Below are 25,996 nucleotides of genomic sequence, written 5' to 3'. Positions count from 1 at the left end.
TTGTCGGATAGTGAAAGTGCATCTACTATCCGGAACATGTCTGACCCCACCTTCCTCTCCCTCCCGTACCGGACCGGGAAGCCGCGGCTGAGCGGCCTGACCCACGTGCTCGACAAGGGCATCACCCCGGCCGCGGCGGCGTCCCTCGTTGCCGGGGCCGGGGATCACATCGACGTCTGGAAGTTCGGCTGGGGTACCGCCTACATCGACCGGTCGCTGAAGGAGAAGCTCAGGCTGCTGGCCGACCACGACATCGGCGCCTGCCTCGGCGGAACACTCCTGGAGATCGCCTGGGCCCAGGGCAAGGCGGACGAGTGCCTCGACTGGGCGCACCGGCAGGGCTTCCCGCACGTCGAGGTGTCCCGTGGAGTGGTGCCGATGTCACCGACGGAGAAGCGTGAGCTGATCCGGCGGGCCGCGGAACACTTCATCGTGCTGGCGGAGGCCGGAGCCAAGGACGAGGCACATCAGCTGCACGAGGACGAATGGGCCGCCGAGGTGGCGGGCGATCTGGCCGCGGGCGCGAAGTGGATCGTGGCGGAGGCCCGGGAGAGCGGCACCGTGGGTCTCTACGACAGTGCCGGAGACGTTCGCGAGGACATCGTGGACGCCATCGTCGACGCGGGCAGTCCCGACCGTGTGTTCTTCGAGGCACCCCGCAAGGACCAACAGGCCTGGTTCATCAGGCGGTTCGGAGCGAACGTCAACCTGGCCAATGTGGCCCTGGACGACGCGCTGTCCGTCGAGACACTGCGGCTGGGCCTGCGCGCCGACACCATCGGCGTCGGTTGCCGAGGGGTGCTGGCGTGACCTTCGCACCGCTTCCGGCCCGCAATGTCGTTCCCGGGCGATACCGGGGAGTCGCGGTCGCCCGTGTCGACGGCGGCCTCGATGCCGAGAGCCTGCGCCGGCACTTCCTGGGGCGCGAGGCGTACCGGCGCACCCGGTTCATCGTCGTGCGTTCCGGCACGAACACCTCGCTGCTGCGCGTCAGGAAGGAATCGGAGGAGCCCCTCTTCAGCCCGATCGTCGAGGTGGAGCTCCTGGCCTCGCCCGCCGAGTGCGCCTTCGTGCACGCCCCGGAGACCGACACCGCCGTACCGTCGGCCCTGGCGCACGCCGCCCGCCGGCATGCCGCAGGATCACCGGCCGTGGTCGTGCAAGGCCGGTACGAGCACGTCAATTTCATCCTCAACCCGGATCCCCTGCGCATCACCGTGCGCGAGGTGGTACCGCCCTCGCCGCCCAAGCTCTTCGACCAGGCCCGTCGCATACTCGACACCGCCGAGGACCTGCCCCCCATCGAACTCGTCCCGGAACTCGTCGACTTGGAGACACTGGCGCGACGGCACCCCGCGAAGAGCTATCTGCTGCCCTGCCGGGGGTCGGGAGGGGACATACCCGAGGCCGAAGTCCACTTCCTCGACGAACGTCCCGACCGCGCCGACTGGACCCTGATCGGGTGCGCCCGTTCGCGGCAGATCCACCAGTGGTTCTACGGGTTCACCCCGCCGGGCGAAGACTTCTGCCCCGGCCTGTACGCCTCGGACGGCGATTCCGCGGTGCTGACGAAGTGCTGTATGCAGGAAGAAGACATCGAGCACAGCAAGGGGACGGTCTCCGTGCCCTGGGGCTCGTCGTTGGAGCACGTGCGGCGGGCCCTGTCCTCTTTGGCCGAACATCTGGAGCCGACGTGGGCGCCCGTCTGACGGACTCATCCATGTACGCCCATCTGTGGGGCACCTTCGAGACGCGCGCGCTGTTCGAGGAAACCGGCCGCCTCCAGTCCTGGCTGGACATCCTGGTCGCGCTCGCCCGCGCCCAGGCCGACCTGGGCATCATCCCGCGGCACGCCGCGGACGCGATCGCCGGGCAGGCCCGGGTGGAACTGCTCGACCTGGACCACGTGGCCGAGGAGACCCGCAGGACGAGCCACTCGACGCTGGGGCTCATCCGGGGCCTGCAGCAGATCCTGCCGGAACAGGCGCGTGAGCACGTGTACTTCGGTGCGACGGTCCAGGACCTGACCGACACCTGGTTCGGCATCGTGATGCGCGAGGTGGGCTCGCTCCTCCGGGAGGACCTGCGATCGGTCGAGGCGGTCCTGCTGCAACTCGCCTCCCGGCACCGGGACACCGTGATGGCAGGGCGTACCCACGGGCAGCCCGGAGCTCCGGTCACCTTCGGGTTCAAGGTGGCCGGCTGGGCCGACGAGATCCGCCGGCACATCGAGCGTCTGCACGAGGGACGCGACCGCTGGGCCGTCGGTCAACTCGGCGGCGCGGTCGGTGTCCTGGGCTTCTTCGAAGGGGACGGACTGGAACTGCGCCGCCTGTTCTGCCGGCACCTGCGGCTTGCGGACCCGGGCATCTCCTGGCTGACCTCGCGGGACCGGCCGGCGGAGTTCGCCGGTGTGCTCGCGATGATCTGCGGAACCCTGGCGCGCGTGGGCGCCGACGTGTACGAGTTGCAGCGCCCCGAAATAGGCGAGTTGCGCGAGCCCGCGCCCCCCGGCGGGGTCAGCAGCATCACCATGCCGCACAAGCGCAACCCGGAGAACAGTGAGCACCTCGACACCCTGGCTCGGCTGGCCCGGGGCAACGCGGGGATCCTGCTGGAGGGCATGGTCCAGCAGCACGAACGGGACGGCCGGGGCTGGAAGGCCGAGTGGGTGGCCCTGCCGGAGATCTGCCTGCTCACCGCTCGTGCCGTGCGTACCGCCCACGACCTGCTCGCCGGGCTCGAGGTGGACCCGGACGCCATGGCGGCCAACGTGACGCGGCACGGCGACCGCATGGCGTCCGAGCGGGTGCTCGCGGCGTTGTCGGAGCGCCTCGGCAAGCACCGGGCGCAGGCGGTCCTGCAGGACGTGCTGCGCGAGCAGGGCGCCGGCGCCGATCTCGCCGCGGCGCTGCAGGATCGCGGACTCGCGACACAGGAGGAGATCCGCACATGGGTGCGGCGTTCCGCTGTGGGCACGGCCGGCCGCATGGTCGACGACGTCGTACACAGGGGACACCGAGCACGCGAGCAGGAGCCGCAGACATGGCGTTGATCCCTTCCCCCTTCCCCCTCGCGGTGCTGCCCACCCCCTTGGTACGGGCCCATCGCCTGGAACAGGCGCTCGGCTGCGGTCCTGTGCTGGTCAAGCGTGACGACCTCATCGGATTCTCCTGTGCGGGCAACAAGGCGCGGCCGCTGGAGTACCTCCTGGGCGCCGCGCGTACCGAGGGCTGCGACGTCCTGGTCACGGGCGGGGGGCCGGGTTCGAACTTCTGCCAGGCCGCGGCGGTGGCGGCGCGGACGGCCGGGCTCGACTGCGTTCTGGTCGTGCCCGGCGCGTCGCCGGCCGTGTTGTCCCCCAACCTGGCGATGGCCCGCGCGTGCGGTGCGCGTCTCCACTTCACCGGCGAGGACCGGGAATTCGTGGACGCGGCCGTAGAGGCGGTGGCCTCCGACCTCGCTGCCGAGGGGCGTCGGCCGCTGCCTCTCCCACGGGGCGGATCGACTCCCGTGGGCGCCCTGGGCTTTGCCATGGCTGCCCGGGAACTGGCCGGGCAACTGGACACACTCGGCATGGAGCCGGAAGCGATCGTCGTGGCCACCGGTTCGGGAGGCACCCAGGCCGGCCTCGTCGCGGGCCTGAGGGGACTGGCGAAGAACTGGCGTCTGATCGGGGCATCCGTCAGCAGACCGGTCGACGAGATCTCGGCGCGCGTCCTCGACATCGCGCGGGGATGCGCGCGGCATCACGGATCCTGGGAGCTGCCGCGTCCTGAGCACGTCGAGGTGGTCGATGCCCGGGGACCGGGTTTCGGGATCCCCTCCGCCGGCGACACGCGCTTCGCGCGGCTCGCGATGGAGACCGAAGGCCTGGTGCTGGACGCCACGTACACGGCGAAGTCCTTCCGCGTGACCGCAGAGCTCCTGCAATCAGGAACGCCTGGGCCCGTCGTCTTCTGGCACACCGGAGGACTCGTCCCGGCCGTGGCCGCATTCACACAGGTGAGGAACACATGACCAGACGTACACGCCGAGGGGGCCCTCCGGAACAAGGGCCGGCCATCGAGCTGGTGGAGTCGGGATTCACCCTGGAGAACAACGACGCCCCCTACCTCCACGAGGGCCTCAACCTCGCCGACATCGCCCACGTCCTGGACATGGGCCGACGGGGCATCATTCCCGAGGACGCCGAGCGGGCACTGCTCGCGCTGCTGCTGAAGGTCCACGCGACGTCCGTCGAGGACTTCCCCTACGACCCCTCCCACGGCGAGGCGTACAACTCGCGCGAACGCTACTTCGTCCGCGAACTCGGTGACCTGGCCGGGTGGTTGCACGCAGGCAGGCCACGCCGCGAAGCGGCCCGCGTCGCCCTGCGACTGCACCTGCGGCGGCAGCTGGCCGACCTGGTGGCCGACACCCTGGAGTTCGCCTCCGCGGTCACCACGAAGGCGGCCGCACACGCCGACACCCTGATGCCCGATCAGACCTATCTGCAGCAGGCGCAGCCCTCCACCCTGGGCCACTACCTGCTGTCCTTCACCTACCCTGCGATCAGGGACGCCCGCCGGCTGCTGGAGGAGCTGTCCGCGATCAACCACAGCCCGGGCGGGGCGGGTTGCGTGAACGGGACGAGGCTGCTCGACGACCGGGGCTTCATCGCCCGAGCGCTCGGTTTCGACGGCGTCATCGACCACACACGGGACGCCATGTGGCAGGTCGACGGCCTGATCCACATCCTGGCCGGCGCCGCGAGCCTGTTGTCGAACCAGAGCAAGCTCGCCGAGGACCTGGAGATCTGGTCGAGCTCGGAATTCGACTTCGTCGACCTGGACGACGCCTACAGCCGGTCGAGCGTCCTCATGCCGCAAAAGCGCAACCCGTATTCCCTGTCCATCGTGCGAGGAGCCTCCGGGGTCCTCGTCGGCCGGCTCACCGGCTTCCTGGCGGTCACCAAGAGCCCCTCGGCGCGCAGCGACAACTTCATCTTCGCCTACGGCGAGGTGCCCCGGGCCGTGGATCTGTGCCTGAAGGTCACCCGGTTGATGAGCGGCGTGGTGCGCACGCTGAACGTCAACGCCGACCGCATGCTCGAGGAGTTGCTGCGCGGCTACACCCAGGCCACCGATCTCGCCGAGCATCTGGTCCTGCGCTGCGGGGTCGACTATCGCAGCGCCTACGTCGTGGTCGGCAACGCGGTGCGGGAGGCCAGCCGGAACCACGTCCGCGGCATCGACATCACCGGGGAGATGCTAGACCGCGCCGCCGAAGAACACACCGGGCACTCCTGGGGACTGGCCGGAGAGGATCTGACGCCCGCCCTGGACCCCGAGCAGATCGTGGCCTCGCGCCGTGTCGCCGGGGGCGCCGCCGCGTCGTCGTTCGCGGCGATGACCGCCTCGCTCACCGAGGAGATCGCCGGACTGGAGAAGACGGTCGCTCACCGGTGGGCCTCCTTCGAGACGGCCGAGGAGGCCTTGCTGGCCACGGCCCGGCAGAGGGCGGCGCAGGGCCGCACCCCGACCAGCACACCAGATCGAGATGGGAGAAACCTCTGATGACCATGGCGTCGCCCACCGTGTCGCTGCCTCACCAGGTCGAGGTCGTCAACGTCGGACTGCCGTTGTTCGCCGACTCCGTCCGGGACCAGGACCGCCCGGTCCAGCACGTCGACTGGCGCATTCCCGCCGGGGGAAACCTGGACGCCGTCAAGGCCCTGCAGAGTCTCTACGGGGACCGCGCGGCCGCGATCGACGAGGCCAACGCCGAGGTCGTCCGGCGTCTTGATCAGGGTGTCCCCTTCCTCGTCGAGGTCGCGCGGGCGAGTGACGTCGTGCCGGGCCTCGACGGGCGGACCATCGTGCACTGCGGACCGCCGATCGACTGGACCGATGTGTGCGACCCGCTGCGCCGCTCCATCCGCGCCGCCGTCGTGGCAGAAGGATGGGCCGACGACGTCGAGCAGGCCCACCGGCTGATCGAGCGCGGCGAGGTCCGGCTGGAGCCCGCGAACCACCACGCCATGGTCGTCCCGATGGCGACCGCGATCGGCCCTTCGGCTCCGGTGTTCGTGGTGGAGAACGAGCAGGGCGGCACGCGTGCGTTCTCGCCGATCAACCAGGGCCCGGGCGAGGTCGCCTGGTTCGGACGCGAGACGGACGCCGCGATCGAACGGCTCCGCTTCCTGCGGGACGTCGCAGGACCGCTGCTGTCCTGGACCGTTCGCAGGACCGGGCCGATCGACCTCCTCGCCCTGGCCGGCCAGGGCATCCAGATGGGCGACGACCTCCATATGCGTACGCAGGCCACGACCAACCTGCTGACGCGCAACCTGCTGCCGTACATCGCGGAGTACGAGGGACCGGGACGCGTCGAGTTCGCCCGGTACCTCTCCGGGAACCACCTGTTCTTCCTCAACCTCGCGATGGCATCCGCGAAGTCGCTGACGCTGTGGGCGCAGCAGGTGCAGGGATCGAGCATCGTGACCTCGATGGCCCGCAACGGCACCACGTTCGGCATCCGTGTGGCAGGCTCGGACCACTGGTACATCACCGAAGCTCCTGCGGTCGAGGACGCGCTGTACTACTCCGGATACGGTCCCGAGAGCAGCGCCCGCGACATCGGCGACAGCGCGGTCCTCGAACTCATGGGTCTGGGCGGGCCGGCCGCCGCGGGTTCGCCCGCGGTCGCGGCCTTCCTCGGCGGGACCATGGCCGACGCGCTGAAGGCGACCGAGGCCATGGCGGAGATCTGCGCCGGGGCCAGCTCCCGCTTCAAGCTGCCCACGCTGGACTTCAGGGGGACTCCCGTGGGCGTCGATCTGCGCCGGGTCGTCGAACTCGGTATCACCCCGAAGGTCAACACCGGTGTGCTGCACGTCAGTTCCGGCATCGGCCAGGTGGGTGCCGGAGTGGCGACCGCGCCCGTCGCCTGCTTCGTCGAGGCACTGCTCGACCTTGCCGCACGGACTTCATGACACCGTTGGACATGGGCGTCGGCGCGCGGAGGATCCTCTCCCGGGCCGGCGCCGGCACGGTCCACTCCGTGTATGCGAAGGCCGTCTATCTGCGGTTTCCCCAGGGGCTGGTGGCGCTCACCGGACCGGGGGTGGCGCGGGGGCCGCTGCACCTGCGCTGCAGTGCTCTGCCGGCCGTGGCCGCCGGCGACCGGGTCGTGACGACGGGGACGGGACTGCAGGTCAGGCGGGCCTGGATCAGCCTGGCGTGCCCGACGTGGCGGCCGCTGCCGCCGCCGGCCGGTGATCTCCTCGCCCATCGGGCCGTGGGCGTGGACGCCACTGCGCACGTGCCGCCGTCGCTGCTGCTCACGGGCGGCTTTGGCGGGCTCGACCATCAGGTGTCGCAGTACCTGCGCGCCGGCGATCTTTCACCCCTCGCCCGCCTCCTCGGCGGTCGGGGGCCCGGCCTGACGCCGTCCGGCGACGACGTTCTCGCGGGCGTGTTCCTGGTCGCGAGGGCGTTGTGGGGAGCCGCGGGGCAACCCCACCTGGTCGCGCTGGCGGGGACGGTGCGGACGAACGACATCGCAGCGGCATTCCTGGCCTGGGCGGCGAGAGGCCGGCTCATCGAACCCGCGCACACGTTCCTCGACGCGGTGGCGGACGGCCAGGTGACCAGGGCCCGCACCGCTGTGGACACCCTCCTGACCTTCGGTCAGAGCTCGGGGCAGGACCTCGTGAGCGGACTCGCCCGGGGACTGCGGCATCTGCCCGCCCACCCGGACGCGGGGTAGTGCCGCTTCCGTGGCCGGCCGTGCAGCCGGAGCGCGGTCACGGCGATGCCCTGCTCCCGCAGGAGGACACCACCGTGGCCGCCGCCATGTGGCATGAAGGCGGTTCCGCCGGTGCTCAGCGGCTGGCGTACGAAGTGGGGGAGCCGATTGCGCCGGTCCTGGTGTGCGGGCTCGGCTCGAGACGGACGACATCGTCCCCGGACGCGGGAGGCAGGGCGATGGCCATCGGCTGGTGCGGTCGACCCACGTACGTCTCGACCGCTCCGGACCGTTGCCAGCCCAGCCGTTCGAAGAAGCGGACGTTCGCCAACTGGACGTGGGCGAGCATCTGCCGGCCACCGGCGGCCGCCGCGACGGCGACGGCGAAACGCACCAGGGGACCCCCGAGGCCGTGGACGCGGAACTGCGGCAGTACGGCCAGCCTGTCTCCCTGCCAGAGCCCGGTGTCCCGGTCGATCGGGAAGAGGCGGACGGTTCCGGCCGCGATGCCGTTGTAGATGGCGATCGCATGGATCACGTCGTCCCGCGCGTCGTACGAGTCGAGATCCGACGCGGCGAAGACGCCCTGTTCCTCGACGAAGACCCGCCGGCGGATGCCGTGGTGCAGCCGGCGTTCCTGCGGGGCGGTGGCCCGGCAGATCAGCGTGCCGCCGCGTGAATCCTGGAGCGATATGCGCACGCCGGAGCCCACGGCATCGAGGGGCACCGTGCCCGTCACGAGCCACCACCGGGACGGGGCCCGATCTGCATCAGATTCTGGATGGCGTTGACCGCCGAGCAGGCCTGGCAGCGGGCGCATCCCGCGGCGACGCCGGTGGCCTTCAGCCCGCGGGCCGTCATATAGGCGGCCACCCGGCGGTAGATCCGCTCGGTGTACTGCCTGGAGGGCGGCGTGACGTCCTCCATCAGGCTTCCGGCGACCGGCCGGATGGGGACGACGAAGGGATACACCCCGATGTCGATGGCGCGGCGGCAGCCCTCGATCGTCAGGTCGGGGTCCTCTCCCATGCCGAGGATGACATAGCTGGACACCTGGCCCTCTCCGAAGACGGAGACGGCCCGCTCCCACGCACGGAAATAGTGCTCGATGCCGGTGCGCGCCTTGGCGGGGGCGACTTCGCCGAGCACCTTCGGGTCGAAGGACTCCACGTGAATACCGACCGAGTCGATCCCGAGGTCCCCGACCTCGTTGATGACGTCGAGGTCGAGGGGCGGCTCGAACTGCACCTCCACCGGAAGACCCGAGGCCTCCTTGATCGCGTTCCCGCACCGGGCGACGTACCGGGCCCCGCGGTCGACGCCGAGGGAACTGCCCGTGGTCAGGGTCGCGTCGACCGCCCCGTCCAACGTCTTGGCCGCGACGGCGACCTCGGCCAGCTGGGCGGGGGTCTTCTTGACGATCGTGCGTCCGCTGTCGAGGGACACGCCGATGCCGCAGAACGTGCACTGATCCGACTTTCCCCAGTAGGCGCACGTCTGGACCACCGTGCTGGCCAGGGAGTCCAGATGCATCAGCGCGATCTTCCAGTACGGAATCCCGTCCGACGTCGTCATGTCGTAGAAACGGGGGCGCTCCGCGCCCGATGCGCTCGCCAGCCGTTCCCCGTCCCGGTAGATGCCGTAGCCCTCGTCCTCGGCACGCAGGACGTACGGCGAGGTCCGAGCGGCGTCGGTCTCCGTCGGCACCGTGACCGCCGTGCCTTCGACCCAGAGCATCCCGGAGTCGGAGGGACCTGCTCCACCGCGCCGTCGTTCGATCTCCGTCTCGAGGCGGAGCCCGGCACTCTGCAGATCCACGATGAGTTCGGCGAGCGCCCGCGGGTCGTGCGCAGGGGAGAACGAGCCGGTGTGGCCGGCAGTGTCGCCGACGGCGAGTTCCGGTCCTGAGCTGACAGTCATGGTCCACCTGCCAATGCATCTACTTTGGGAAGTTATTGTTTCCTATAAGAAACGCCCGGGGGTGGCTTGTCAATCACTCGGTGTCGCGCACGCGTTGCCGATCAGCCTCCGAAGGGGAGGTTGACCCCTCGGAGGCGTTCACTATAGTAGGCGACGCGATCGGATAATGGAGAAGATCGGCGCCCATCCGGAGAAGCCCACATGCCGAAGACTGCTGTAGTTGCCCTGGGTGGCAACGTCCTCACCCTCGAAGGGCAATCAGGCACTTACGTCGAGCAGGAACTCAACGCCCTGCACATGGCGGAAACCGTCTGCTCGCTGCGCGACGCCGGTTGGAACGTGGTCCTGGTCCACGGCAACGGCCCGCAAGTCGGCAACCTCGCCATCCAGCAGGAACAGGGCGAGCCCCTCGTACCGCAGCAACCCCTGTTCTGTCTCGGCTCGATGACGCAGGGACAGATCGGCAGCATCCTCACGCTGGCCCTGCGCCGCGTGGGAGGAAGCCGGATCCCCGACGTCGCCTCCTTGGTGACGCATGTCGTGGTCGAAGCCGACGACCCCGCCATGGACCGTCCGACCAAGCCGATCGGCCCGTTCTTCGACGCGGACCAGGCAACGCTCCTGGCGAACCAGCGGGGATGGAGCGTGGCCGAGGACGCCGGACGCGGTTACCGCCGCGTCGTCCCCTCACCGGAACCCACCCGCATCGTCGAGGCTGGAGTCATCAAGACACTGGTGGACAGCGGTGTCATCGTCGTCGCCGCGGGCGGCGGTGGCGTTCCCGTCGTGCGGCAGGACAAGGGGTACACCGGCGTGGACGCCGTCATCGACAAGGACTACGCCGCGCAACAGCTCGCCACCGCCCTGAAGGCCGACGCCCTGGTCCTCGTCACCGGCGTGGAGAGGGTGCTGCTGGACTTCGGAACCCCGCAGCAGCGCCCTGTCAGGGAAATGACCGCCGAGGAGGCGGAACGCCACCTCGGCGACGGCCAGTTCCCGGAAGGCAGCATGGGGCCGAAGGTGCGGGCCGCACTGCGATTCATCAGAAACGGCGGGGAAGCGGCGGTCATCACCACCCCACGACTCGTGCAGGCCTCACTCGATGCGGAGGCGAAGGCCGATGCGGACGTGGGCACGCGCATCGTGACCTCCCGGACCCAGGTTGGAGCGACCCGATGAAGACCACGATCCGTCTCTTCAAGGACACCTACGTCGATTCCGTCATCCAGCTGTCCGGCACGCGTGCCATGCGCCGGGCGGAAGGTGTCGACTGGGCGGCGGCGGCAATGGCGACCCCGGCCAACCTGGACACTCTCCGCTCCGAGGGTTTCACCGACGACTGTTCCGGAGCGGGAGCGAACGACCTGTTCCTCGCCGTCCGGGCCGCCGACCAGGACGCGGTCGACGCCGCCCTGACGGCCGGCGAGACCGCGATGTTCGCCGCGCGCGCGGGCGGTGACGCCGATGCGCAGAGCGATCGTGCCCCCCGGACCCTCGAACGCGCCCTGGAGAACCAGCCGTCGACCAACGTCGCCGTGATCTCGGTGCCGGGCGATTATGCGGCGCTCGAAGCGCACAAGGCGCTCTCGGCCGGCCTCGACGTGCTGCTGTTCAGCGACAACGTGTCCGTCGAGGACGAGATCGAACTCAAGGAACGGGCCGAGCGGTTGGGCCACCTGGTCATGGGGCCGGGAGCCGGAACGGCGATGCTGGGCCGTACGTGCCTGGGCTTCGCCAACGTGGTCACGCCGGGCCGGGTCGGTGTCGTCGCCGCCGCGGGTACCGGGGCCCAGGAGGTTGCAGCACTGCTGGACCGGTGGGGAGTCGGCGTCTCCCATGTCATCGGGCTGGGCGGCCGGGACCTCTCCGGCGCGGTCGGCGGGCGCATGGCGAAGACGGCCGTCACAGCACTCCGCGCGGACCCGGACACCGACGTGATCCTGCTCGTGTCGAAACCGCCCGAGGAGAGCGTCGCCCGAAGCGTGGTCGAGACGGCCCAGGACAAGCCCCTGGTGGCCGCGCTCATCGGCCTGCAGGCGGAATTCGACGTACCGGCGAACGTCACGCTGACCGGGACGCTGGAAGGCGGCGCGGTCAAGGCGGTCGAACTCGTGGGGGCCGCCGCTCCCGACCTGACCGGAAACCTCCGGCAGCGGGTGGCCGAGGCCGGCGACCGGCTGGGGCCGGATCGTACGCTCGTCCGGGGGCTCTACTCCGGTGGCACCCTCTGCTACGAGTCCCTGGTGGTCCTGTCGAAGTTCGTGGGACCCGTGCACTCCAACACACCCATCCAGGAGTCGTGGTCGGTCCCCGAGCCACCCGGCAGCCATGTGTGTCTCGACCTCGGTGAGGAGGAGTACACCAAGGGGCGGCCGCACCCGATGATCGATCCCGAGGCGAGGATCGAACTGCTGCGCAAGCAGGGCGCCGACCCCCACGTCGCCGCCATCCTGATGGACGTCGTCCTCGGCCACGGCGCCCACCCGGATCCGGCCGGGCAGTTGGCTCCCGTCTGCGCCGACTTCGCCGCACGAGGCGGGCCGGTCGTGGTCGCGTACGTGCTGGGCACCGAGCAGGACCCCCAGGGCCTGGAGGCCCAGCGGCGCGCGCTCGAGGAGGCCGGATGCATCGTGACCGAGACCGCTGCCCGGGCGTCCCTCGCGGCTGCGGCCATCGCTCTGCGCGACCCGGACCTGGTCGGTGAGGTGCTGTGACTTCACCCCAAGAACTGGCACTCGTCACGTACTCGACCAAGCCGCGGGGCGGTGTCGTGCACACCCTCTCGCTGGCTGAGGCCTTGCACCGCCAAGGCGTCCCCGTCCATCTGATCGCGCTCGGGGAGAGGGACGCCGGCTTCTTCCGGCCGACCCCCGTACCGCACACCATCATTCCGGCCCCCCGTCGAGAAGCCACCCTGGAGGCACGGGTGTTCGCCTCCCTCGACACCCTCGCCGAGGGCCTGGCGGAACTGAGCGACCGGTTCGACATCCTCCACACCCAGGACTGCATATCCGCGCGCGCGGCAGCGCGCGTGCGGGACGCGGGTGCACCGGTGACCGTCGTGCGCACGGTGCATCACGTGGACGACTTCACCACACCCGCACTGATCGACTGCCAGCGCCGGGCGATCTTCGAGCCCGACCGCGTCCTTGTCGTCAGCGAGTACTGGCGCGAGCTGCTGCGTACCGAGTACGACGTCGAGTCCCACGTCGTCGCGAACGGGGTGGATCCCCGTCGCTTCGGCCCCCTCCCCGCGGAGCTGCGAAGCCGGCTGCGCAAGGGGATCGGGGCGGAGAACCGGTTCCTCTTCCTGGCCGTGGGCGGGGTGGAACCGCGCAAGGGCACGGTCCATCTCTTCCGGGCGATGTCCATCCTCAAGGACCTGATGGACACGCCACCCGTCCTCGCGGTCGTCGGGGGCCATTCCTTCCAGGACTACGCCGACTACCGTGATGCCGCCCTGTCCGCGCTTCCGGCGCTCGGACTGGAGCTGGGCACGGACGTCGTCCTGCTCGGGACGGTTCCGGACAGTGAACTGAGCGCCTGGTACCGGGCCGCCGACGCGCTTGCCTTCCCCTCCGTCAAGGAAGGCTGGGGGCTTGCCGTCCTCGAGGCGATGAGCGCGGAACTCCCGGTGATCGCCAGCGATCTGCCCGTGTTCAAGGAGTATCTGACCGACCGGCGCAACGCACTGCTCACCCCGGTCGCCGACGCGGCGGCCCTGGCCCGGGGAATGCGGGAGCTGGCGGAGAGCCCGGAACTGCGCACGCGGTTGCGCCTCGGGAGCCGGCCCACCGTCTCCCGGTTCACCTGGGAGGCGAGTGCGGCCCAACACGCCGAGATCTACCAGGACATCCGGTCGGCCGGCGGTGGCGCTCGGCCGGCCGGGGCGGTGCGCAAGGCAGGCTGACCGGTGGATCCGACGGCGTGCCGGCCACGCCACGATCGCCCCGACACCCGGCGTGGCCTGCGTCTGTTGTGCGCGGGCCACCGCCTGCGCCGAGGTGATCACCTGTGCCTGACTGCTCGCGTCGCGCGCACGTGATCCCGTAAAGTTGCGGGTCCGGTCTGCGTTGTTGCGACGCAGACCGGTGGGTGGGGCGGCCGTGGGTCTGCCGGTTCCCTCGGCGAATGAGGAGGACGAGTGGCAGAAGAACTGCTCCGCGCCCTGCGGGAGCGGATACGCGAGGAGACGGCACTCATCGTGGCTTTCTCCGGCGGAGTCGACTCCGCCTTGGTGGCCACCGTGGCAAGCCAGGAGCTCGGACCGCGTGCCGTCGCGGTGACCGCGGTCTCGCCCAGCCTGTCACCGACGGCCCGCACCCAGGCCCGGGAATTCGCCGGACGGTACGGCATCCGGCACGTGGAAGTGTGCACGGACGAGATCGAGCGCCCGGAATACGTACGCAACCAGGGCGACCGGTGCTACCACTGCAAGTCGGCGCTGCTGGACGCCGTGGAGCCGATCGCCTCCCTGGCCGGTGGGCGGATCGCCCTCGGCACCAACACCGACGACCTGGGCGACCACCGTCCCGGCCAGCGTGCCGCCGCGGCCCGAGGTGTGATCTCTCCTCTTGTCGACGTGGGAATGTCCAAGGGGGACGTGCGCAGGGTCAGCGCCGAACTGGGGTTGTCCACCGCGGCGAAACCGGCATCGGCCTGCCTCGCCTCCCGCGTGGCCTACGGAGATCCGGTGACCGCCGAGGTCCTGGAGCGCATCGACCGGGCGGAAAGTGTGTTGCACGCCCTGGGATTCGCGGAATGCCGGGTGCGCGCGCACGCGAACGGTACGGTCGCGCGGATCGAGGTCCCGGAGGAGGACATCGAACGCGTCGTGGTCGCGCGTGACCTGCTGGACAGGGAACTGCGGGCGACGGGCTTCGCGTTCGCGGCGATCGACCTGGCGGGATTTCGCAGTGGCCGGATGAACGTGCTGCTGGGCATGCCGGGCAGGCCTCCGACGCGGACCGCCGGTTGAGGCAGAACGCCGGACCATGCCGGGAGATGGTGTGAACAGCGATACGGACGGCAAGTACGGTTTCGACGACCTCGGCTTCGCGCGGCCCGACATCGGCCGCGAGGCGCGTCAGGGGCTTCCGGAGATCGTGTACGGGCCGGGCAAGACGACGCAGGAGATCACCGGTCTGGTGCGTCACTTCCTGGCCCGCAACAGTGGTCCCGTTCTGGTGACGAGGGTGGAATCCGAGGTCGCCGCCCGGGTCCTGGCCGAGGTGCCGGACGGAACGTACGACCGGGCGGGTCGGCTCCTGTGCTGGCGGCGGGCCGGCCTCCTGGACTTCCGGGTCGCCGTGGTGTCGGCGGGGACCGCCGACGGTCCCGTCGCCGCGGAGGCGGTCGCAGTGGCCTCGGCGATCGGGCTCGAGGTCGAGAGGATCGCGGATGTGGGGGTGGCCGGCATCCACCGGCTGCTGGCCGTGTCGGACGTGCTCCACCGTGCGGACACCGTGGTGTGCGTCGCCGGCATGGAAGGAGCCCTGGCCAGTGTCGTCGGCGGCCTGGTGGGGTGCCCGGTGATCGCCGTGCCCACGTCGGTGGGTTACGGTGCCAACCTCGCGGGAGTGACCGCCCTGTTGGCGATGCTGTCCTCGTGCGCGGCGGGGATGACCGTGGTGAACATCGATTCCGGCTTCGCCGCCGCGATGGCCGCGTTCCGGATCGCCCGGGCAGCCGCGCCGTCCGCGGCGGCCATGACCCGTGAGGAACGGCGCCCGGCGTGATCCTTTGGCTGAATCCGGTGAGCGGCCTGTCGGGGGACATGGGCGTGGGCACGCTGCTCGCGCTCGGCGCCCCGCTGGACGACATGCGTGCCATCGTGGCGTCCACCGGACTGTCCGGCTGGGCACTCGACGCCGAGCGGGTCATGACGGGCGGGCTGACCGCCACGCGTGCCGTGGTCACTGTCGACGACGACGCGCCGTCACGGCGGGCCGCCGAACTGCTCGACATCGTGCGGCAGGCACGGCCCGAGCCCGTGGCCGCGCTCGCCGCCAGGGCCATCTCCGCGATCGCGCGGGTCGAAGCCCACCTGCACGGCGAGGACGCACGTCAGGTGCACCTGCACGAGATCGGTGGCCCCGACACGGTGGTCGACACCGTCGCCTTCGCTGCGGGCCTGCACCTGCTGGGCATCACCGCCGTGCGGTCGGCCCCGCTGACGCTGGGCACCGGGACGGTGCGGACCCGGCACGGAGTCCTTCCGCTGCCCGCCCCGGCCACGGTCGCCCTGCTGGCCGAGGCGCAGGCGCAGATCACCGGCGCGGCGATCGACGGCGAGACGGTGACACCCACCGGGGCGGCGCTGCTGCTGGCGGCGGCCGCCAGTTACGGACCGGTGCCGCCGATGGCGGTGAAAGCCGTCGGCTACGGCGCGGGGACACGGGTCGTGGAGGACCGGCCGAACGTCACACAGGGACTGCTCGGTACGCCCCGGGCCTCGCTGTCCACCGAGATCCTCCTCGAGACCAATGTGGACGATGTGACGGGCGAGGTGCTGGGGCATCTGATTCGCCGTGCTCTCGACACCGGAGCCGCCGACGCCTGGGTCTCGCCGATCACGATGAAGAAGGGCCGCCCCGCGCACACGGTGCACGTGCTCGCGCCCCTGCATCGCATTGGCAGACCTGGAGGAGGTGATCTTCACGGAGACCGGAACGCTGGGCCTGCGCAGGACGGCGGTGGACAAGGTGGCGCTCGAGCGCAGAACATCCGTGATCGACCTGCAGGGGCACGCGATTCGCATCAAACACGGGGTGTGGGGGGCCAAGCCGGAGCACGAGGACGTGGTCGCTGCGGCCGGCGCGCTCGGCCGGCCGGTGCGCGAGGTCGCTCAACTGGCCCTGCAATCCTTGCAGGAGCAGCCGGAAGAACGGTGACGGCTCGTCAGATTCAGGGTGTATCGGCCCTGTTCCGCTCCTCGGCCAGGGCGATCTCGATGTCGGGGGCACGCCGCAGCGTGTTCGTCACGTAGCAGACCTTTTCCGCCGCGGTGATGAGCTGTCTCAGGGCGGCTCGTTCACAGCCCGAGGAAACCTCTATGCGCACCGAGGCGAAACTCGGGCCGTCGTACACGCCTGTCGCGGTGACCCGCAGATCGACGAGCTCAACCCCCTGCCGCGCCGCGCAGTAGGCGAGGGCCACGGTGAAGCAGGACGAGACGGAGGCGAGGAGCAGGTCCGTGGGCTGCGGTCCCCGGTCGCTCCCACCGACGGATCGCGGCTCGTCCACCGTCAACGGGAATCCGCCCGCATCGACGGTGCAGCGCAGGCCTTCCTCCCAGGTCGCCCGGACCGACCGACTCCTCACCGCGCACCTTCCGTCGTCCGCAGCACGGCGGGTGACGGGCCGGGCGACGTCCGGTCCAGGCGGGTCACCGGCGAGTCCGACACGGTCATCACGGTTTCGGTCCGGTCCCCGAGGGACAGGGAGACCGCTCCCGAATCGTCGATCTCTCCGATCACGGAGGCGGCAAGGCCCCTGTCGCGGAACGGTGCCGCGCAGTCCTCTTCGCGGCCGGCCGGAACGCACAACAGGAAGGCGAAACTCGGGAAGCAGGTCAGCCATGCCGCCAGGGACACGCCGTCGGGTGTGGGCAGCGCGTCGAGGTCGACCGTGGCTCCGTGGCCGCCCCATTCGAGGAGCATGGCGAGCGAACCGACCAGTCCGGCCATGCTGACGTCCTTGGCGGCCACGCACGCGCCGGACTCGGCCACGGAGGTTAGGACGCGCACGTCGCCGGCGCAGCGCTTCCCGCGGGCTTCGAACGACCGGAAGAACGGGAAGTCGGTGCGCATCTCGCCGTCCACGGCGCAGGCGAGCATCAGCCGCTGCCCCGGGGACACCCGGGTGATCGTGAGCGCCTGGGTCGTCACGCCCACACCGAACGCCGACACCGAGGGCGATCCCGTGTGCGGGGTCAGATGACCGCCCAGGATAGGAACGTCGTAGAGCTCGCACGCGTGGCGCATGCCCTCGAGCACCGTCCTGGCCACCTGCTCGTTCGCCACGATGGTGTCCACGATGCCGAGAGGGAGGGCTCCCATCGCGGCGAGGTCGTTGACGTTGGTGAGTACCGCGGCAACTCCCGCGCCGTACGGGTCGGTTGCCACGAACTGCGGCAGCAGGGCCTCCCCACAGGCCACGACGGTGGAGCCGAGGGCGTCCACCACGGCCCCGTCGTCGCCGGGGCCGGTCAGCCAGTCGGTCCTGCCGAGCACCTCGGTGACCAACCCGATCGCGGATTTGTTCGCGATGCCGGGATGGGTGCGCACGGCATCCACGATGCCGGCGAGCAGGTCCTGACGCGTGGGCGAGTCCTTCGAAGGCCCGGTGTGCACTGGGGACATGTCGGTCGTCCTTTCCTGAGCGGACCGGCACATGCTCCCATAGTGTATGGATCTTTACTATAGGCAACGTCATGCGGGGCGTGGGGCGTCACCTCGCGAACGCGAACGGCACGGGAACTCGGTCGCGCTCGGCTTCTTGACAACGGGATTTTAGTATAGTCAACTCCCGTCATCTATAGTGCACGCCCTCCGGAGGGCGTCCTCCCGAGTGGCAAAGAGGAGTGCTGGTGCCGCACAAGACCGTAGTGGTGGGTGGAGGAGCGGCGGGGCTGGGCGCCGCCGGAGGAGTCAAGGCGGCCGACCCCGCCAACGACGTAGTGGTGTACACGCAGTTCGAGGACGTCGCCTACAGTCCGTGCGGCATCCCGTATGTGCACGGCAAGGAGATCGAAACCTTCGAAGCGCTGTTCCTGGCGGAGAAGGAGGCCTACGTCCGTGCGGGCATCGACGTGCACTACCAGACGGAAGTCACCGCGATCGACGTCCGCAGGAAGACCATCCAGGTGGCGGGTGAGGGCGAGGTCTCGTGGGACCGGCTGGTGATCGCGACAGGCTTCCACTACGCCGATCCCGGGGTGCCGGGCAGTGACCTCGACGGTCTCTACTACGTGAAGAACATCCGTCAGGCGATGGAGTGGGACAAGGTCATCGACCGGGCGAAGGTGGCCGTCGTGGTGAACGCCACGCCGCTCGGCCTGGAGATGGTCACCGCGCTGGCGCACCGCGGAATCGAGACCCATCTGATCGACCCCCACCCCTGGCCGCTGGCCGAGATGGCGGACCCGGACATCATGGCCCCCGTCGAGGAGTCCTGGCGCGAACTCGGGGTCAGGCTGCACTTCAACACGACCCTCGAGGCGTTCCTCGGTTCCGGGCGCGTGCGCGGCGTACTCACCTCGCAGGGAGAGCTGCCCGCGGACTTCGCCGTCGTCGCGACCCACAAGGAGCCGGAGAACAGGCTGGCCGCGCAGGCCGGTCTCAAGACCGGGCCGACCGGTGGACTGATCGTCGACGAGCGGATGGCGACATCTGCCCGGGATGTCTTCGCCGCGGGCGACTGCGCGGAGCTGCCGCACGGGGTGACCGGCGTCGGACTGCAGGGCCTGACCGGAAGCCACGCCTACGCACAGGGAAAGGTCGCCGGATTCAACGCCGGCGGCGGTTCCAAGACCTACCAGCCGGTGTACATCCCCTGGGGAACGCCGGCCGGCAAGTGGATCATCGGTGGGGCGTCCTTCGGCGAGACGACCGCGAAGGCGCTCGGCATTCCGTACGTGCTCGGTGCCGCGGACGGCATCTCCCGGGCCCGCTACTACCCGGGTGTCAAGAAGGTCCGGGTCAAGCTGCTGGCCGAGCCGGGATCGCTCCGCCTCATCGGAGCCCAGATGGTCGGTGGCGAGGGCATCAAGGAGCGCGCCGACTTCCTGGCCACCGCCATCAAGTTCGGGCTCACCCTCAACGACCTCGCGGTCATGGAGAACGTGTACTCGCCGGCGATCGGCGCACTGAACGAACCCATCGTCGTCGCGGCTCAGAACGGCGTGAACGCCGCAGGAAAGGGCTGACATGGCTTTCGCCAGGTGGCTGCGCACCAACTCCGAGCACTACCTCCTCGTCGCCGCGCAGCAACAGGTCGCAGAGCAGTACGGTGCACGCCGGCCTAGGCCGCCGGAGGGACTCAAGGACTTCTTCTGGCTGCGCGTCTTCGCACCCATCTATCGGCTCCTTCCCTGGGTCTTCCGCGCCTGGGTCCTCAAGCTCATGCCGGGAAGCCACCGCAAGCAGTGGCCGGCCGCCAGGCGGCCGGCCGGCCCGGCGGTGTGACGGCGGCCCGCAGAGCAGGAGATGCAGCACATCACTCACAACCCGCAAGGAGGAAAGCGCATGCCGAAGTCCATCACCACCGAGCTCCCCAACGAAGGGGAGACGCTGTACAACTCGGACGAGAAGCTCTTCGACGACATTCAGGCGAATCCGGGTGAGAAGGCGTACATCTTCATCCACACGGTGCCCTACGAGGGTTCGGTCGGACTGGTGAACCTGCTCACCACGACCCGCCTGCTGCGCAAGGGCTTCGACGTCTCGGTCATCCTGTACGGCCCCGGCGTGCTCCTCGCCTCCGGCACCCGCGGCTACCCGGCGGTGGGCCAGGAGGCTTTCCCCGGCCACATGGCGATCAGCAACCAGCTGAAGACGATCCTCAAGGAGGGCGGCAAGATCTACGCCTGCCGCTTCGCTCTGGGCGCGCTGTACGGTTTCCGCGAGGACGACCTGATCCCCGGCGTGACACCGTTCCACCCGCTGGACGTGCTCGACACGGCGCTCACGGCATGGCGGGAGAAGGCCTTCCAGATGAACACCTGGACGGTCTGAGCTTCGTCGCTCGGCCTCGGGGTGGGGCGCCGGCAGCACCCGGTCCGGTGTCCCACCCCCGTTCGATCCGGTCGGGATCACATCCGAGGGGGCGGCACGCCCCCGCAGACGCGCCGCGGCGGTCGGCGGCCCCACGCCACGGCGGTTGCGAACGGTGACTCCCGGCTTCATACGGGATGGTGGAAAGGTGGCGCACGTTGGACGGGATACATGACATGGGGGGCATGCACGGGTGGGGAGATCTGGCGCCCCCGCTTCCCGAACCGGTGTTCACGGAACGCTGGGAAGGCAGGGCCTTCGCGCTGTCCCTGCTGTCCATGCGGCTGTCGGGCAGGAACCTCGACGCCTTCCGGCACGCGCTGGAGAGGCTGCAGCCGATCGACTACCTCGCCGACGGCTACTACGGACGGTGGCTGCACGCGGCAGAGCTCCTGCTCACCGACAGCAACATCATCGCCAAGGACGCGGTGGACGCGCGGATCAGGGCGAACGCCGGCGAGGAGATCGAGGAACCTCCGGTCCCCGAACCCACCAAGCCCGACTACCAGCCGACCGGACCGGGGTCGCTGCGCTCGATCGACGATCCACCGAAGTTCTCGGTCGGGGAACGGGTGATGACCAGGGACCTCCACACCGCCGGCCACACCAAGCTGGCCCGCTATCTGCGGCGGCGTCCCTGCCTGATCCAGTCGATCCGTCCCGCGGCCCTGCTGCCGGACACGCACGCCCACTTCCTCGGTGAAAACGCCCAGCACGTGTACGCGGTGACCTTCGATTCGCAGGAACTGTGGGGCGCGGAAGCGGAGAAGTTCGAACTGACCGCGGACCTGTACGAGAGTTACCTGGAGGCTGTGGCGTGAGCGAGGACCTGATCGCGGGCCGCGCACCGATTGCCGTGCGCACCGAAGCACTCGAGCAACTGCTGGTCGAGCGCGGTCTGGTGGACCCGGCGGTGATGGAGAAGTTCATCCAGACCTACGAGAGTGACGTCGGCCCTCTCAACGGCGCGAAGGTGGTGGCCCGGGCCTGGACCGATCCAGAGTACCGTGAGCGCCTTCTCGCCGAGGGAACCTCTGCCATCAAGGAGTTGGGCTTCGGCGGGCCGCAGGGCGAACACATCGTCGTGGTCGAGAACACCGCGTCCGTGCACAACGTCGTGGTGTGCACGCTGTGTTCCTGCTACCCCTGGCCGGTGCTCGGACTGCCGCCCAGCTGGTACAAGGACCCCGCCTACCGTGCGCGCGTGGTGCGGGAGCCGCGTACGGTGCTGGCCGAAATGGGACTCGACCTTGACGACGACGTCGAGATCAAGATCTGGGACAGCAGCTCGGAGGTGCGCTACATGGTGCTGCCGGAGCGTCCGGCCGGTACGGGGAACCTGTCGGAGGACGAGCTGGTCGCCCTGGTGAGCCGGGACTCGATGGTCGGTGTGGCCAAGGTGTCCGCGAGCCCGGAAGGCGATGTGCAATGACCTGCCCGACCTCGAATTCCGTACAGCAGAGTTTGCTGGAGACCGAAGGAAAGACCGCACTTCCCCGGCAGAACGGCGAGTTGCTGTTCACCGAGCCCTGGGAGAGCCGTGCGTTCGGGCTGGCCGTGACCCTGCACGATCAGCGTGCCTTTGCATGGGAGGACTTCCGCCGGCGACTCATCGCGCGCATCAACGAGTGGGAAGCCGATCCGGCCGGCGCGCAGTGGAGTTACTACCGCTGCTGGCTGCAGGCGCTGGAGGACGTCGTCATCGGCAGCGGAGTGCTGTCCGCGGATGAAGTGATCGACCGCGTGGAAACGCTGGCCAACCGGCCGGCCGGATACGACCACGAGCACGAGCACGACCACGAGCACGACCACGAGCACAGTCACTGACGTTGTGACGTCTTGACGTCTTCGTATCGGTTGGCCCCCGGGCAGCGCACGTCGGGCCCTTTCCCATGGCGGTGGCGGTGGGTACGCAAGGGTCCCGAGGAGGAACCATGCACAGCAAAGAACCAGCAATGACAGCGCAGCACATGCGAATGACACGGGCTCGCTGGCGACTTGCCGAGGAGCGGCTGTACCCGCTGGCCCTGTCCGACACCGAGGCGTATCAACGGGCCCTGCAGCGCGTCGGGAGGGTGCTGGCCGAGCTGCGGGTCAACTGCCACAGCGTGGAGGACCTGTTGGACGTCGACAACAAGCCCGTGGAGTCGCTGTCCGCGGGTTCGGCGGAGCAGTCGGACGACTTCATCGATGCGCGAACGGTGGTGGAGGCGGCCTGCGCGCTGCGTCTTGTCGAACTCGCGGCACAGGGTGCGCACACCCACGAGTGAGCCTGCACCGGAACCCGGGCCGGCGCGGCGGGCTGCGCTCCTCGCCCGCCGACCGAGGCGCGGGCTGGCTGCGCCTCGGTCAGCGGGATCGGACGAGCGAGGGGAGCCGACCACGAGCGACGAACGACTTCCGTAGCTCGGCCGGCAGGCCCCGCGTGATCCGTTCCACCGCCTCCTGGGCGTCGTGCGGGTTCCCCACACTCGCCACCACCAGGTCCGAGCCGGTCAGCAGCGCCGTGCGCGCCGCTTCCTCGCGTCGCTCGAGGTGCCACAGCGCAAGGGCCTCGTACTTCGTGGACGAGGCAGTGCGTGCCGTCTGCAGCAGAGCCTCAGCGGCGGTCTCGTCCCAACGGGCCTGCATCTCCAGGAGGCGCAGTTCGGCGCGTGGCCGGAACGGCATGTTTCCCCGGAGCAGGGGGACAGCGGCCGCCACCTCCGCGGCGGCCTCGTCCTCTCTCCCCAACAGGAGATCGCAGTCGGCCAGTGCCAGCCGCGCGTGCATTTCCTGCTCGAGCTCGAGCGCGTCGCCCCGGCGAGTGGACTCGATGGCCCGCTCGGCGAGCTCCCTGGCACGGCCCACCTCTCCGAGCTCCCGCCACAGCCACGACATCGTGGTGTCGATGCCGGCGCGGTAGTACGTCACTCCGGCCTCGTCGATCAGACGGCGCGCCCGCTCGAGGGCACGCAGTCCTCCCGTGAAGTCACCCGCGTCACCGCGTGCGAGCGCGGTGAAGAACAAGCTCTGCAGCAACGGGCGCAGCAGTCCGGTGTTCTGGCAGAGGACCACCGCACGCTCCAGGACCCGACGGGCATCACCGAAGTGGTCGAGGTGTTGGAGCAGGGCCCCTTTCTGGGCGAGGGCCATGGCGTTGGTCGCCTCGTCGGTCTGGGCCGACAGCACCTGCTCGTAGGCTTCGGCAGCCCCTGTGTAGTCGCCGTCCCAGTGACGGACCCGGCCGAGCAGGAGCAACGAACTGGGCAGCGCTCCGGGAGCGGCCGCGGCCGACTCCGCGAGGTGGCTGGCGCGGGACGCCAGGTCGACGGCGGCGAGGGCGTCGCGGGCATACAGGGCGGTCCAGCCGAGTTGCTCGAGGGAGCGGGCTTCCACCCCCTCGTCGCCGAGTTCTGTGGCCAGCCCGATGGTGGTCGAGAGGTCCTCCCGCGCGGCGTCGTACCGTCCCAGGTCGGCTCGGACCTGGCCGCGGCGGAGCCGGACCGACGCGAGCAGCCTGCGGTCTCCCGATCGGGTTGCGGACGCGAGCGCTTCCGTGAGCAGCCGCTCGGCTTCAAGGTTGGAGAACGCCAGGTGGGCGGCGTCCGCGGCCCGCAACCACGCTTCAACCGCCGGTGCCCAGTCACCCGCAGCCACCAACTGGTGTGCCGCCGCCTCTGGTTGGGCGGCGAAAAGCCGTGCCGCGCGCCGGTGCCGGCTGATGCGCACGGGCTCGGACGCAGAGTCGTAGGCCACTTTGCGGATGATGTGGCCGGAGAAGCGGAAGGTCTCGCCACTGGGCTCGAGCAGGCCGGCGCGTTGTGCCTTCTCGGCCCGGCGGATGCACTCCTCGACGCCCAGGTCCCCCAGGGCAGCCACATCGTCGAGGGAGAACGCGACTCCGAGGATGGCCCCCAGTTGGAGCAGGAGCCCGACGTCCCTCCCCGCGTGGCTGATTCGGCGGGCGACGGCATCGCGGAGGGACGTGGACATGTGCTCGGGCGGGCTGTGACCCGCCGCGGAAAGCTCGTGGCCGGGTCGGAGGAGTTCTGTGACGTAATACGGAGACCCGCCGGTCCACTCGTACAACCAGTCCGCGTCGACGGGCAGTCCGGCCTCCATGGCGAGGGTGCGCACGGCGGCACGGGAGAGTGGCCCGATGCCGATGCGCGTCACGGACCCTTCGAGCGAATCCGTGATGTGCGCGGCCTCGGCCGCTTCCAGCGTCCCGAGGATGAGCAGCCGGCACCCCGTCACCCGCGTGGTGAGGAAGTGCAGGGCCTCGATGGTCGACTGTCCGGCGTGCTGCAGCTCCTCGATGATCAGCAGAACGGGGTGCGACTCGGTGAGCCGCCCGAGGACCGCCGCGAGGGCCTCCAGGGTCCTGCGGTGTTCCGTCTCGGGCGTACCCCGTTCATAGCGCTCGTAGTTCACCGGTCCGATGAGCCGGGCGACCTCCGGCACCAGCTCGGACAAGGGGCCGTTCCACCCGCGGAACAGCTCCCGCGCGGCCTGCGGGGTCTGCCATGCGATGACACTGCGGAGTGCCTCGACGAACGGCTGGAGAAACAGCGAACGTTCGGCTTCGAAGCACCCCGTTGTCACGACCAGGGCCCCACTGGCACTCACCTGCCTGGCGAGTGCCGAGGTCAGAGAGGTCTTTCCCACCCCGGACTCGCCCACCAGCAGAACGACCTGACCGTGACCGAGGACGGCCTGCGACCATCGGTCGAGAAGGCTCTGCAGTTCTGTGTCCCGCCCGACGAGCGAGGACGTCGCAGCCCGTGGGCGGCCCGCGATGGCGCGGCTGGGAGTGGACGGGGGCTCACCGCGGAGGACCGACAGGTACAGCGCCTGGGTGACGGGGGCCGGATCGGCGCCGAGGTCCTCGGCGAGAGACGACCGCAGACGCTCGTATGCGGCCAGCGCGGCACCGGATTCGCCCCCGAGCCGATAGGCGCGCATGACGGCCCGGCAGGCCTCCTCGTCGAACGGGTCACTGGTCAACGCGGCAGATGCGGCCTCGACAGCTGTCCTGACCTCGCCCATTTCAAGCGCGGCGGTCCAACTGCACGCGCGTGCACGTCGCAGAAGACCGTCGACGACCTGACGCACCTCGTGGACCCAGGGTGCGTCCGGCTCGTTCGCCAACGGTGTATCCGCTGCCAGCAGGCCTGCGGCACTCGCAGCGGCCGTTGCCGCCACCGCGCACACACCACGCGCTTGCTCACGCTCCGCCGTGCGCACGTAGCGTTCCGCTTCGGCCAGGTCGACGGTGAGGCTCTCGTCGGTGATCAGCCGATAGCCCCCGGGCCCGCCTTCGATGCGCTGCCGGCCGAGGGAACGGCGCAAGCGGCTGATCAGGGCCGCGATGTTGCGATCCGCCTTGTCCGGTGGCCCGTCGGCCCACAGTGCCTCGACGATCACGGACAGTGGCCGAAAGTGGCCGGGGTGTGCGGCAAGCACCGTGAGGAGACGTTCGGCCTTGCCTGCCGGGATGGGCTCCAGGGGGTGGCCTTCGATCCGGAAGGAGCCGATGAGACGCAAACGCACCATGTTCGACCGCATCGCTTGCACCCAGGGGCCTC

Annotated in this window: 25 protein-coding genes; 20 read left to right on the top strand and 5 right to left on the bottom strand. The window is 69.9% G+C overall.

The window, feature by feature from the left end; genetic code table 11:
* The first annotated feature begins 36 nt into the window (after nt 1-36).
* From VXC91_RS23300 to VXC91_RS23270, 7 genes are read left to right on the top strand one after another with little or no spacing between them, the layout of a single operon-like run.
* A complete protein-coding gene (locus tag VXC91_RS23300; RefSeq protein ID WP_329509262.1) occupies nt 37-810 on the top strand; it encodes a phosphosulfolactate synthase in 774 nt (257 codons plus the stop codon).
* A complete protein-coding gene (locus tag VXC91_RS23295; protein WP_329509261.1) occupies nt 807-1,709 on the top strand; it encodes a DUF7714 family protein in 903 nt (300 codons plus the stop codon). Before VXC91_RS23300 ends, VXC91_RS23295 begins: the two co-directional genes overlap by 4 nt.
* Complete coding sequence (locus VXC91_RS23290) at nt 1,694-3,055, top strand: class-II fumarase/aspartase family protein (RefSeq protein WP_329509260.1); 1,362 nt, start codon at nt 1,694-1,696, stop codon at nt 3,053-3,055. The genes VXC91_RS23295 and VXC91_RS23290 overlap by 16 nt, the downstream gene beginning before the upstream one ends.
* Nucleotides 3,046-4,020, top strand: a complete 975-nt coding sequence (locus tag VXC91_RS23285) for a 1-aminocyclopropane-1-carboxylate deaminase/D-cysteine desulfhydrase (RefSeq protein ID WP_329509259.1) — start codon at nt 3,046-3,048, stop codon at nt 4,018-4,020. Before VXC91_RS23290 ends, VXC91_RS23285 begins: the two co-directional genes overlap by 10 nt.
* Entirely contained in the window at nt 4,017-5,558 is a 1,542-nt protein-coding gene (gene argH, locus VXC91_RS23280) for an argininosuccinate lyase (protein WP_329509258.1), read from the top strand. The genes VXC91_RS23285 and argH overlap by 4 nt, the downstream gene beginning before the upstream one ends.
* Nucleotides 5,558-6,976 (top strand): YlbE family protein, encoded by a 1,419-nt coding sequence (locus tag VXC91_RS23275; protein WP_329509257.1) that lies wholly within the window; start codon nt 5,558-5,560, stop codon nt 6,974-6,976. Before argH ends, VXC91_RS23275 begins: the two co-directional genes overlap by 1 nt.
* Nucleotides 6,973-7,752 carry an oxamate carbamoyltransferase subunit AllH family protein gene (locus tag VXC91_RS23270; RefSeq protein WP_329509256.1) on the top strand — a complete coding sequence of 260 codons (780 nt, stop codon included), beginning with the start codon at nt 6,973-6,975 and terminating at the stop codon, nt 7,750-7,752. Before VXC91_RS23275 ends, VXC91_RS23270 begins: the two co-directional genes overlap by 4 nt.
* A gap of 115 nt (nt 7,753-7,867) precedes the next feature.
* Here the strand turns inward: VXC91_RS23270 and VXC91_RS23265 are convergent, their stop codons facing one another.
* Together VXC91_RS23265 and VXC91_RS23260 are read right to left on the bottom strand one after the other, a co-directional pair.
* Entirely contained in the window at nt 7,868-8,470 is a 603-nt protein-coding gene (locus VXC91_RS23265) for an MSMEG_0567/Sll0786 family nitrogen starvation N-acetyltransferase (protein ID WP_329509255.1), read from the bottom strand.
* The gene (locus VXC91_RS23260; RefSeq protein ID WP_329509254.1) at nt 8,467-9,651 is read right to left on the bottom strand and encodes an MSMEG_0568 family radical SAM protein; all 1,185 of its coding nucleotides are present in this window, start codon (nt 9,649-9,651) and stop codon (nt 8,467-8,469) included. Before VXC91_RS23260 ends, VXC91_RS23265 begins: the two co-directional genes overlap by 4 nt.
* 201 nt (nt 9,652-9,852) lie before the next feature.
* Here VXC91_RS23260 and VXC91_RS23255 point away from each other — a divergent pair, with 201 nt between their 5' ends.
* From VXC91_RS23255 to larC, 6 genes are all read left to right on the top strand, one after another.
* Nucleotides 9,853-10,830 (top strand): carbamate kinase, encoded by a 978-nt coding sequence (locus tag VXC91_RS23255; RefSeq protein ID WP_329509253.1) that lies wholly within the window; start codon nt 9,853-9,855, stop codon nt 10,828-10,830.
* Nucleotides 10,827-12,365 (top strand): FdrA family protein, encoded by a 1,539-nt coding sequence (locus VXC91_RS23250; RefSeq protein ID WP_329509252.1) that lies wholly within the window; start codon nt 10,827-10,829, stop codon nt 12,363-12,365. The genes VXC91_RS23255 and VXC91_RS23250 overlap by 4 nt, the downstream gene beginning before the upstream one ends.
* Entirely contained in the window at nt 12,362-13,561 is a 1,200-nt protein-coding gene (locus VXC91_RS23245; RefSeq protein WP_329509251.1) for an MSMEG_0565 family glycosyltransferase, read from the top strand. The genes VXC91_RS23250 and VXC91_RS23245 overlap by 4 nt, the downstream gene beginning before the upstream one ends.
* A gap of 234 nt (nt 13,562-13,795) precedes the next feature.
* Nucleotides 13,796-14,629 carry an ATP-dependent sacrificial sulfur transferase LarE gene (gene larE / locus VXC91_RS23240; RefSeq protein ID WP_329509250.1) on the top strand — a complete coding sequence of 278 codons (834 nt, stop codon included), beginning with the start codon at nt 13,796-13,798 and terminating at the stop codon, nt 14,627-14,629.
* A 31-nt stretch (nt 14,630-14,660) separates the two neighbouring features.
* The gene (larB, locus tag VXC91_RS23235; protein WP_329509249.1) at nt 14,661-15,389 is read left to right on the top strand and encodes a nickel pincer cofactor biosynthesis protein LarB; all 729 of its coding nucleotides are present in this window, start codon (nt 14,661-14,663) and stop codon (nt 15,387-15,389) included.
* The gene (larC, locus tag VXC91_RS47465) at nt 15,386-16,639 is read left to right on the top strand and encodes a nickel pincer cofactor biosynthesis protein LarC (RefSeq protein ID WP_425578494.1); all 1,254 of its coding nucleotides are present in this window, start codon (nt 15,386-15,388) and stop codon (nt 16,637-16,639) included. Before larB ends, larC begins: the two co-directional genes overlap by 4 nt.
* Here larC and VXC91_RS23220 read toward each other — a convergent pair.
* Both VXC91_RS23220 and VXC91_RS23215 read right to left on the bottom strand, forming a co-directional pair.
* The gene (locus tag VXC91_RS23220) at nt 16,558-16,974 is read right to left on the bottom strand and encodes an OsmC family protein (protein WP_329509248.1); all 417 of its coding nucleotides are present in this window, start codon (nt 16,972-16,974) and stop codon (nt 16,558-16,560) included. The two genes, larC and VXC91_RS23220, sit on opposite strands and share 82 nt — an antisense overlap.
* Nucleotides 16,971-18,014 carry an AIR synthase related protein gene (locus VXC91_RS23215; protein WP_329509247.1) on the bottom strand — a complete coding sequence of 348 codons (1,044 nt, stop codon included), beginning with the start codon at nt 18,012-18,014 and terminating at the stop codon, nt 16,971-16,973. Before VXC91_RS23215 ends, VXC91_RS23220 begins: the two co-directional genes overlap by 4 nt.
* A 227-nt stretch (nt 18,015-18,241) precedes the next feature.
* Between VXC91_RS23215 and VXC91_RS23210 the strand changes: the two genes are divergently transcribed.
* From VXC91_RS23210 to VXC91_RS23180, 7 genes are all read left to right on the top strand, one after another.
* Nucleotides 18,242-19,579 carry an FAD-dependent oxidoreductase gene (locus VXC91_RS23210; protein ID WP_329509246.1) on the top strand — a complete coding sequence of 446 codons (1,338 nt, stop codon included), beginning with the start codon at nt 18,242-18,244 and terminating at the stop codon, nt 19,577-19,579.
* A gap of 1 nt (nt 19,580) precedes the next feature.
* Nucleotides 19,581-19,838, top strand: a complete 258-nt coding sequence (locus VXC91_RS23205) for a hypothetical protein (protein WP_329509245.1) — start codon at nt 19,581-19,583, stop codon at nt 19,836-19,838.
* 60 nt (nt 19,839-19,898) lie between these two features.
* Nucleotides 19,899-20,387, top strand: a complete 489-nt coding sequence (locus VXC91_RS23200) for an MSMEG_0572/Sll0783 family nitrogen starvation response protein (RefSeq protein ID WP_329509244.1) — start codon at nt 19,899-19,901, stop codon at nt 20,385-20,387.
* Nucleotides 20,388-20,584: 197 nt separating this feature from the next.
* A complete protein-coding gene (nthB, locus tag VXC91_RS23195; RefSeq protein ID WP_329509243.1) occupies nt 20,585-21,247 on the top strand; it encodes a nitrile hydratase subunit beta in 663 nt (220 codons plus the stop codon).
* Nucleotides 21,244-21,858 carry a nitrile hydratase subunit alpha gene (nthA, locus tag VXC91_RS23190; protein WP_329509242.1) on the top strand — a complete coding sequence of 205 codons (615 nt, stop codon included), beginning with the start codon at nt 21,244-21,246 and terminating at the stop codon, nt 21,856-21,858. Before nthB ends, nthA begins: the two co-directional genes overlap by 4 nt.
* The gene (locus VXC91_RS23185; RefSeq protein WP_329509241.1) at nt 21,855-22,253 is read left to right on the top strand and encodes a nitrile hydratase accessory protein; all 399 of its coding nucleotides are present in this window, start codon (nt 21,855-21,857) and stop codon (nt 22,251-22,253) included. The genes nthA and VXC91_RS23185 overlap by 4 nt, the downstream gene beginning before the upstream one ends.
* Nucleotides 22,254-22,402: 149 nt before the next feature.
* Nucleotides 22,403-22,696: a hypothetical protein gene (locus tag VXC91_RS23180; protein ID WP_329509240.1), complete on the top strand. Its 294-nt coding sequence runs from the start codon at nt 22,403-22,405 to the stop codon at nt 22,694-22,696.
* Between the two features lie 79 nt (nt 22,697-22,775).
* On the opposite strand, the gene VXC91_RS23175 is transcribed toward VXC91_RS23180, so the two are convergent.
* Nucleotides 22,776-25,964, bottom strand: coding sequence for an ATP-binding protein (locus VXC91_RS23175; protein WP_329509239.1), 3,189 nt, complete (start codon nt 25,962-25,964; stop codon nt 22,776-22,778).
* Between the last annotated feature and the right edge of the window lie 32 nt (nt 25,965-25,996).

It is taken from the genome of Streptomyces chiangmaiensis (genome assembly GCF_036281785.1).
GTDB classification, from domain to species: domain Bacteria; phylum Actinomycetota; class Actinomycetes; order Streptomycetales; family Streptomycetaceae; genus Streptomyces; species Streptomyces chiangmaiensis.
This window is presented reverse-complemented; position numbering and strand designations above follow the sequence as displayed.

Coding starts and splice junctions, on each gene's coding strand:
- VXC91_RS23300 (WP_329509262.1), top strand. CDS start 37: ATGTCTGACCCCACCTTCCTCTCCCTCCCGTACCGGACCGGGAAGCCG.
- VXC91_RS23285 (WP_329509259.1), top strand. CDS start 3,046: ATGGCGTTGATCCCTTCCCCCTTCCCCCTCGCGGTGCTGCCCACCCCC.
- argH (WP_329509258.1), top strand. CDS start 4,017: ATGACCAGACGTACACGCCGAGGGGGCCCTCCGGAACAAGGGCCGGCC.
- VXC91_RS23275 (WP_329509257.1), top strand. CDS start 5,558: ATGACCATGGCGTCGCCCACCGTGTCGCTGCCTCACCAGGTCGAGGTC.
- VXC91_RS23270 (WP_329509256.1), top strand. CDS start 6,973: ATGACACCGTTGGACATGGGCGTCGGCGCGCGGAGGATCCTCTCCCGG.
- VXC91_RS23260 (WP_329509254.1), bottom strand. CDS start 9,651: ATGACTGTCAGCTCAGGACCGGAACTCGCCGTCGGCGACACTGCCGGC.
- VXC91_RS23255 (WP_329509253.1), top strand. CDS start 9,853: ATGCCGAAGACTGCTGTAGTTGCCCTGGGTGGCAACGTCCTCACCCTC.
- VXC91_RS23250 (WP_329509252.1), top strand. CDS start 10,827: ATGAAGACCACGATCCGTCTCTTCAAGGACACCTACGTCGATTCCGTC.
- VXC91_RS23215 (WP_329509247.1), bottom strand. CDS start 18,014: ATGTCCCCAGTGCACACCGGGCCTTCGAAGGACTCGCCCACGCGTCAG.
- VXC91_RS23205 (WP_329509245.1), top strand. CDS start 19,581: ATGGCTTTCGCCAGGTGGCTGCGCACCAACTCCGAGCACTACCTCCTC.
- VXC91_RS23200 (WP_329509244.1), top strand. CDS start 19,899: ATGCCGAAGTCCATCACCACCGAGCTCCCCAACGAAGGGGAGACGCTG.
- VXC91_RS23185 (WP_329509241.1), top strand. CDS start 21,855: ATGACCTGCCCGACCTCGAATTCCGTACAGCAGAGTTTGCTGGAGACC.
- VXC91_RS23180 (WP_329509240.1), top strand. CDS start 22,403: ATGACACGGGCTCGCTGGCGACTTGCCGAGGAGCGGCTGTACCCGCTG.
- VXC91_RS23175 (WP_329509239.1), bottom strand. CDS start 25,964: ATGGTGCGTTTGCGTCTCATCGGCTCCTTCCGGATCGAAGGCCACCCC.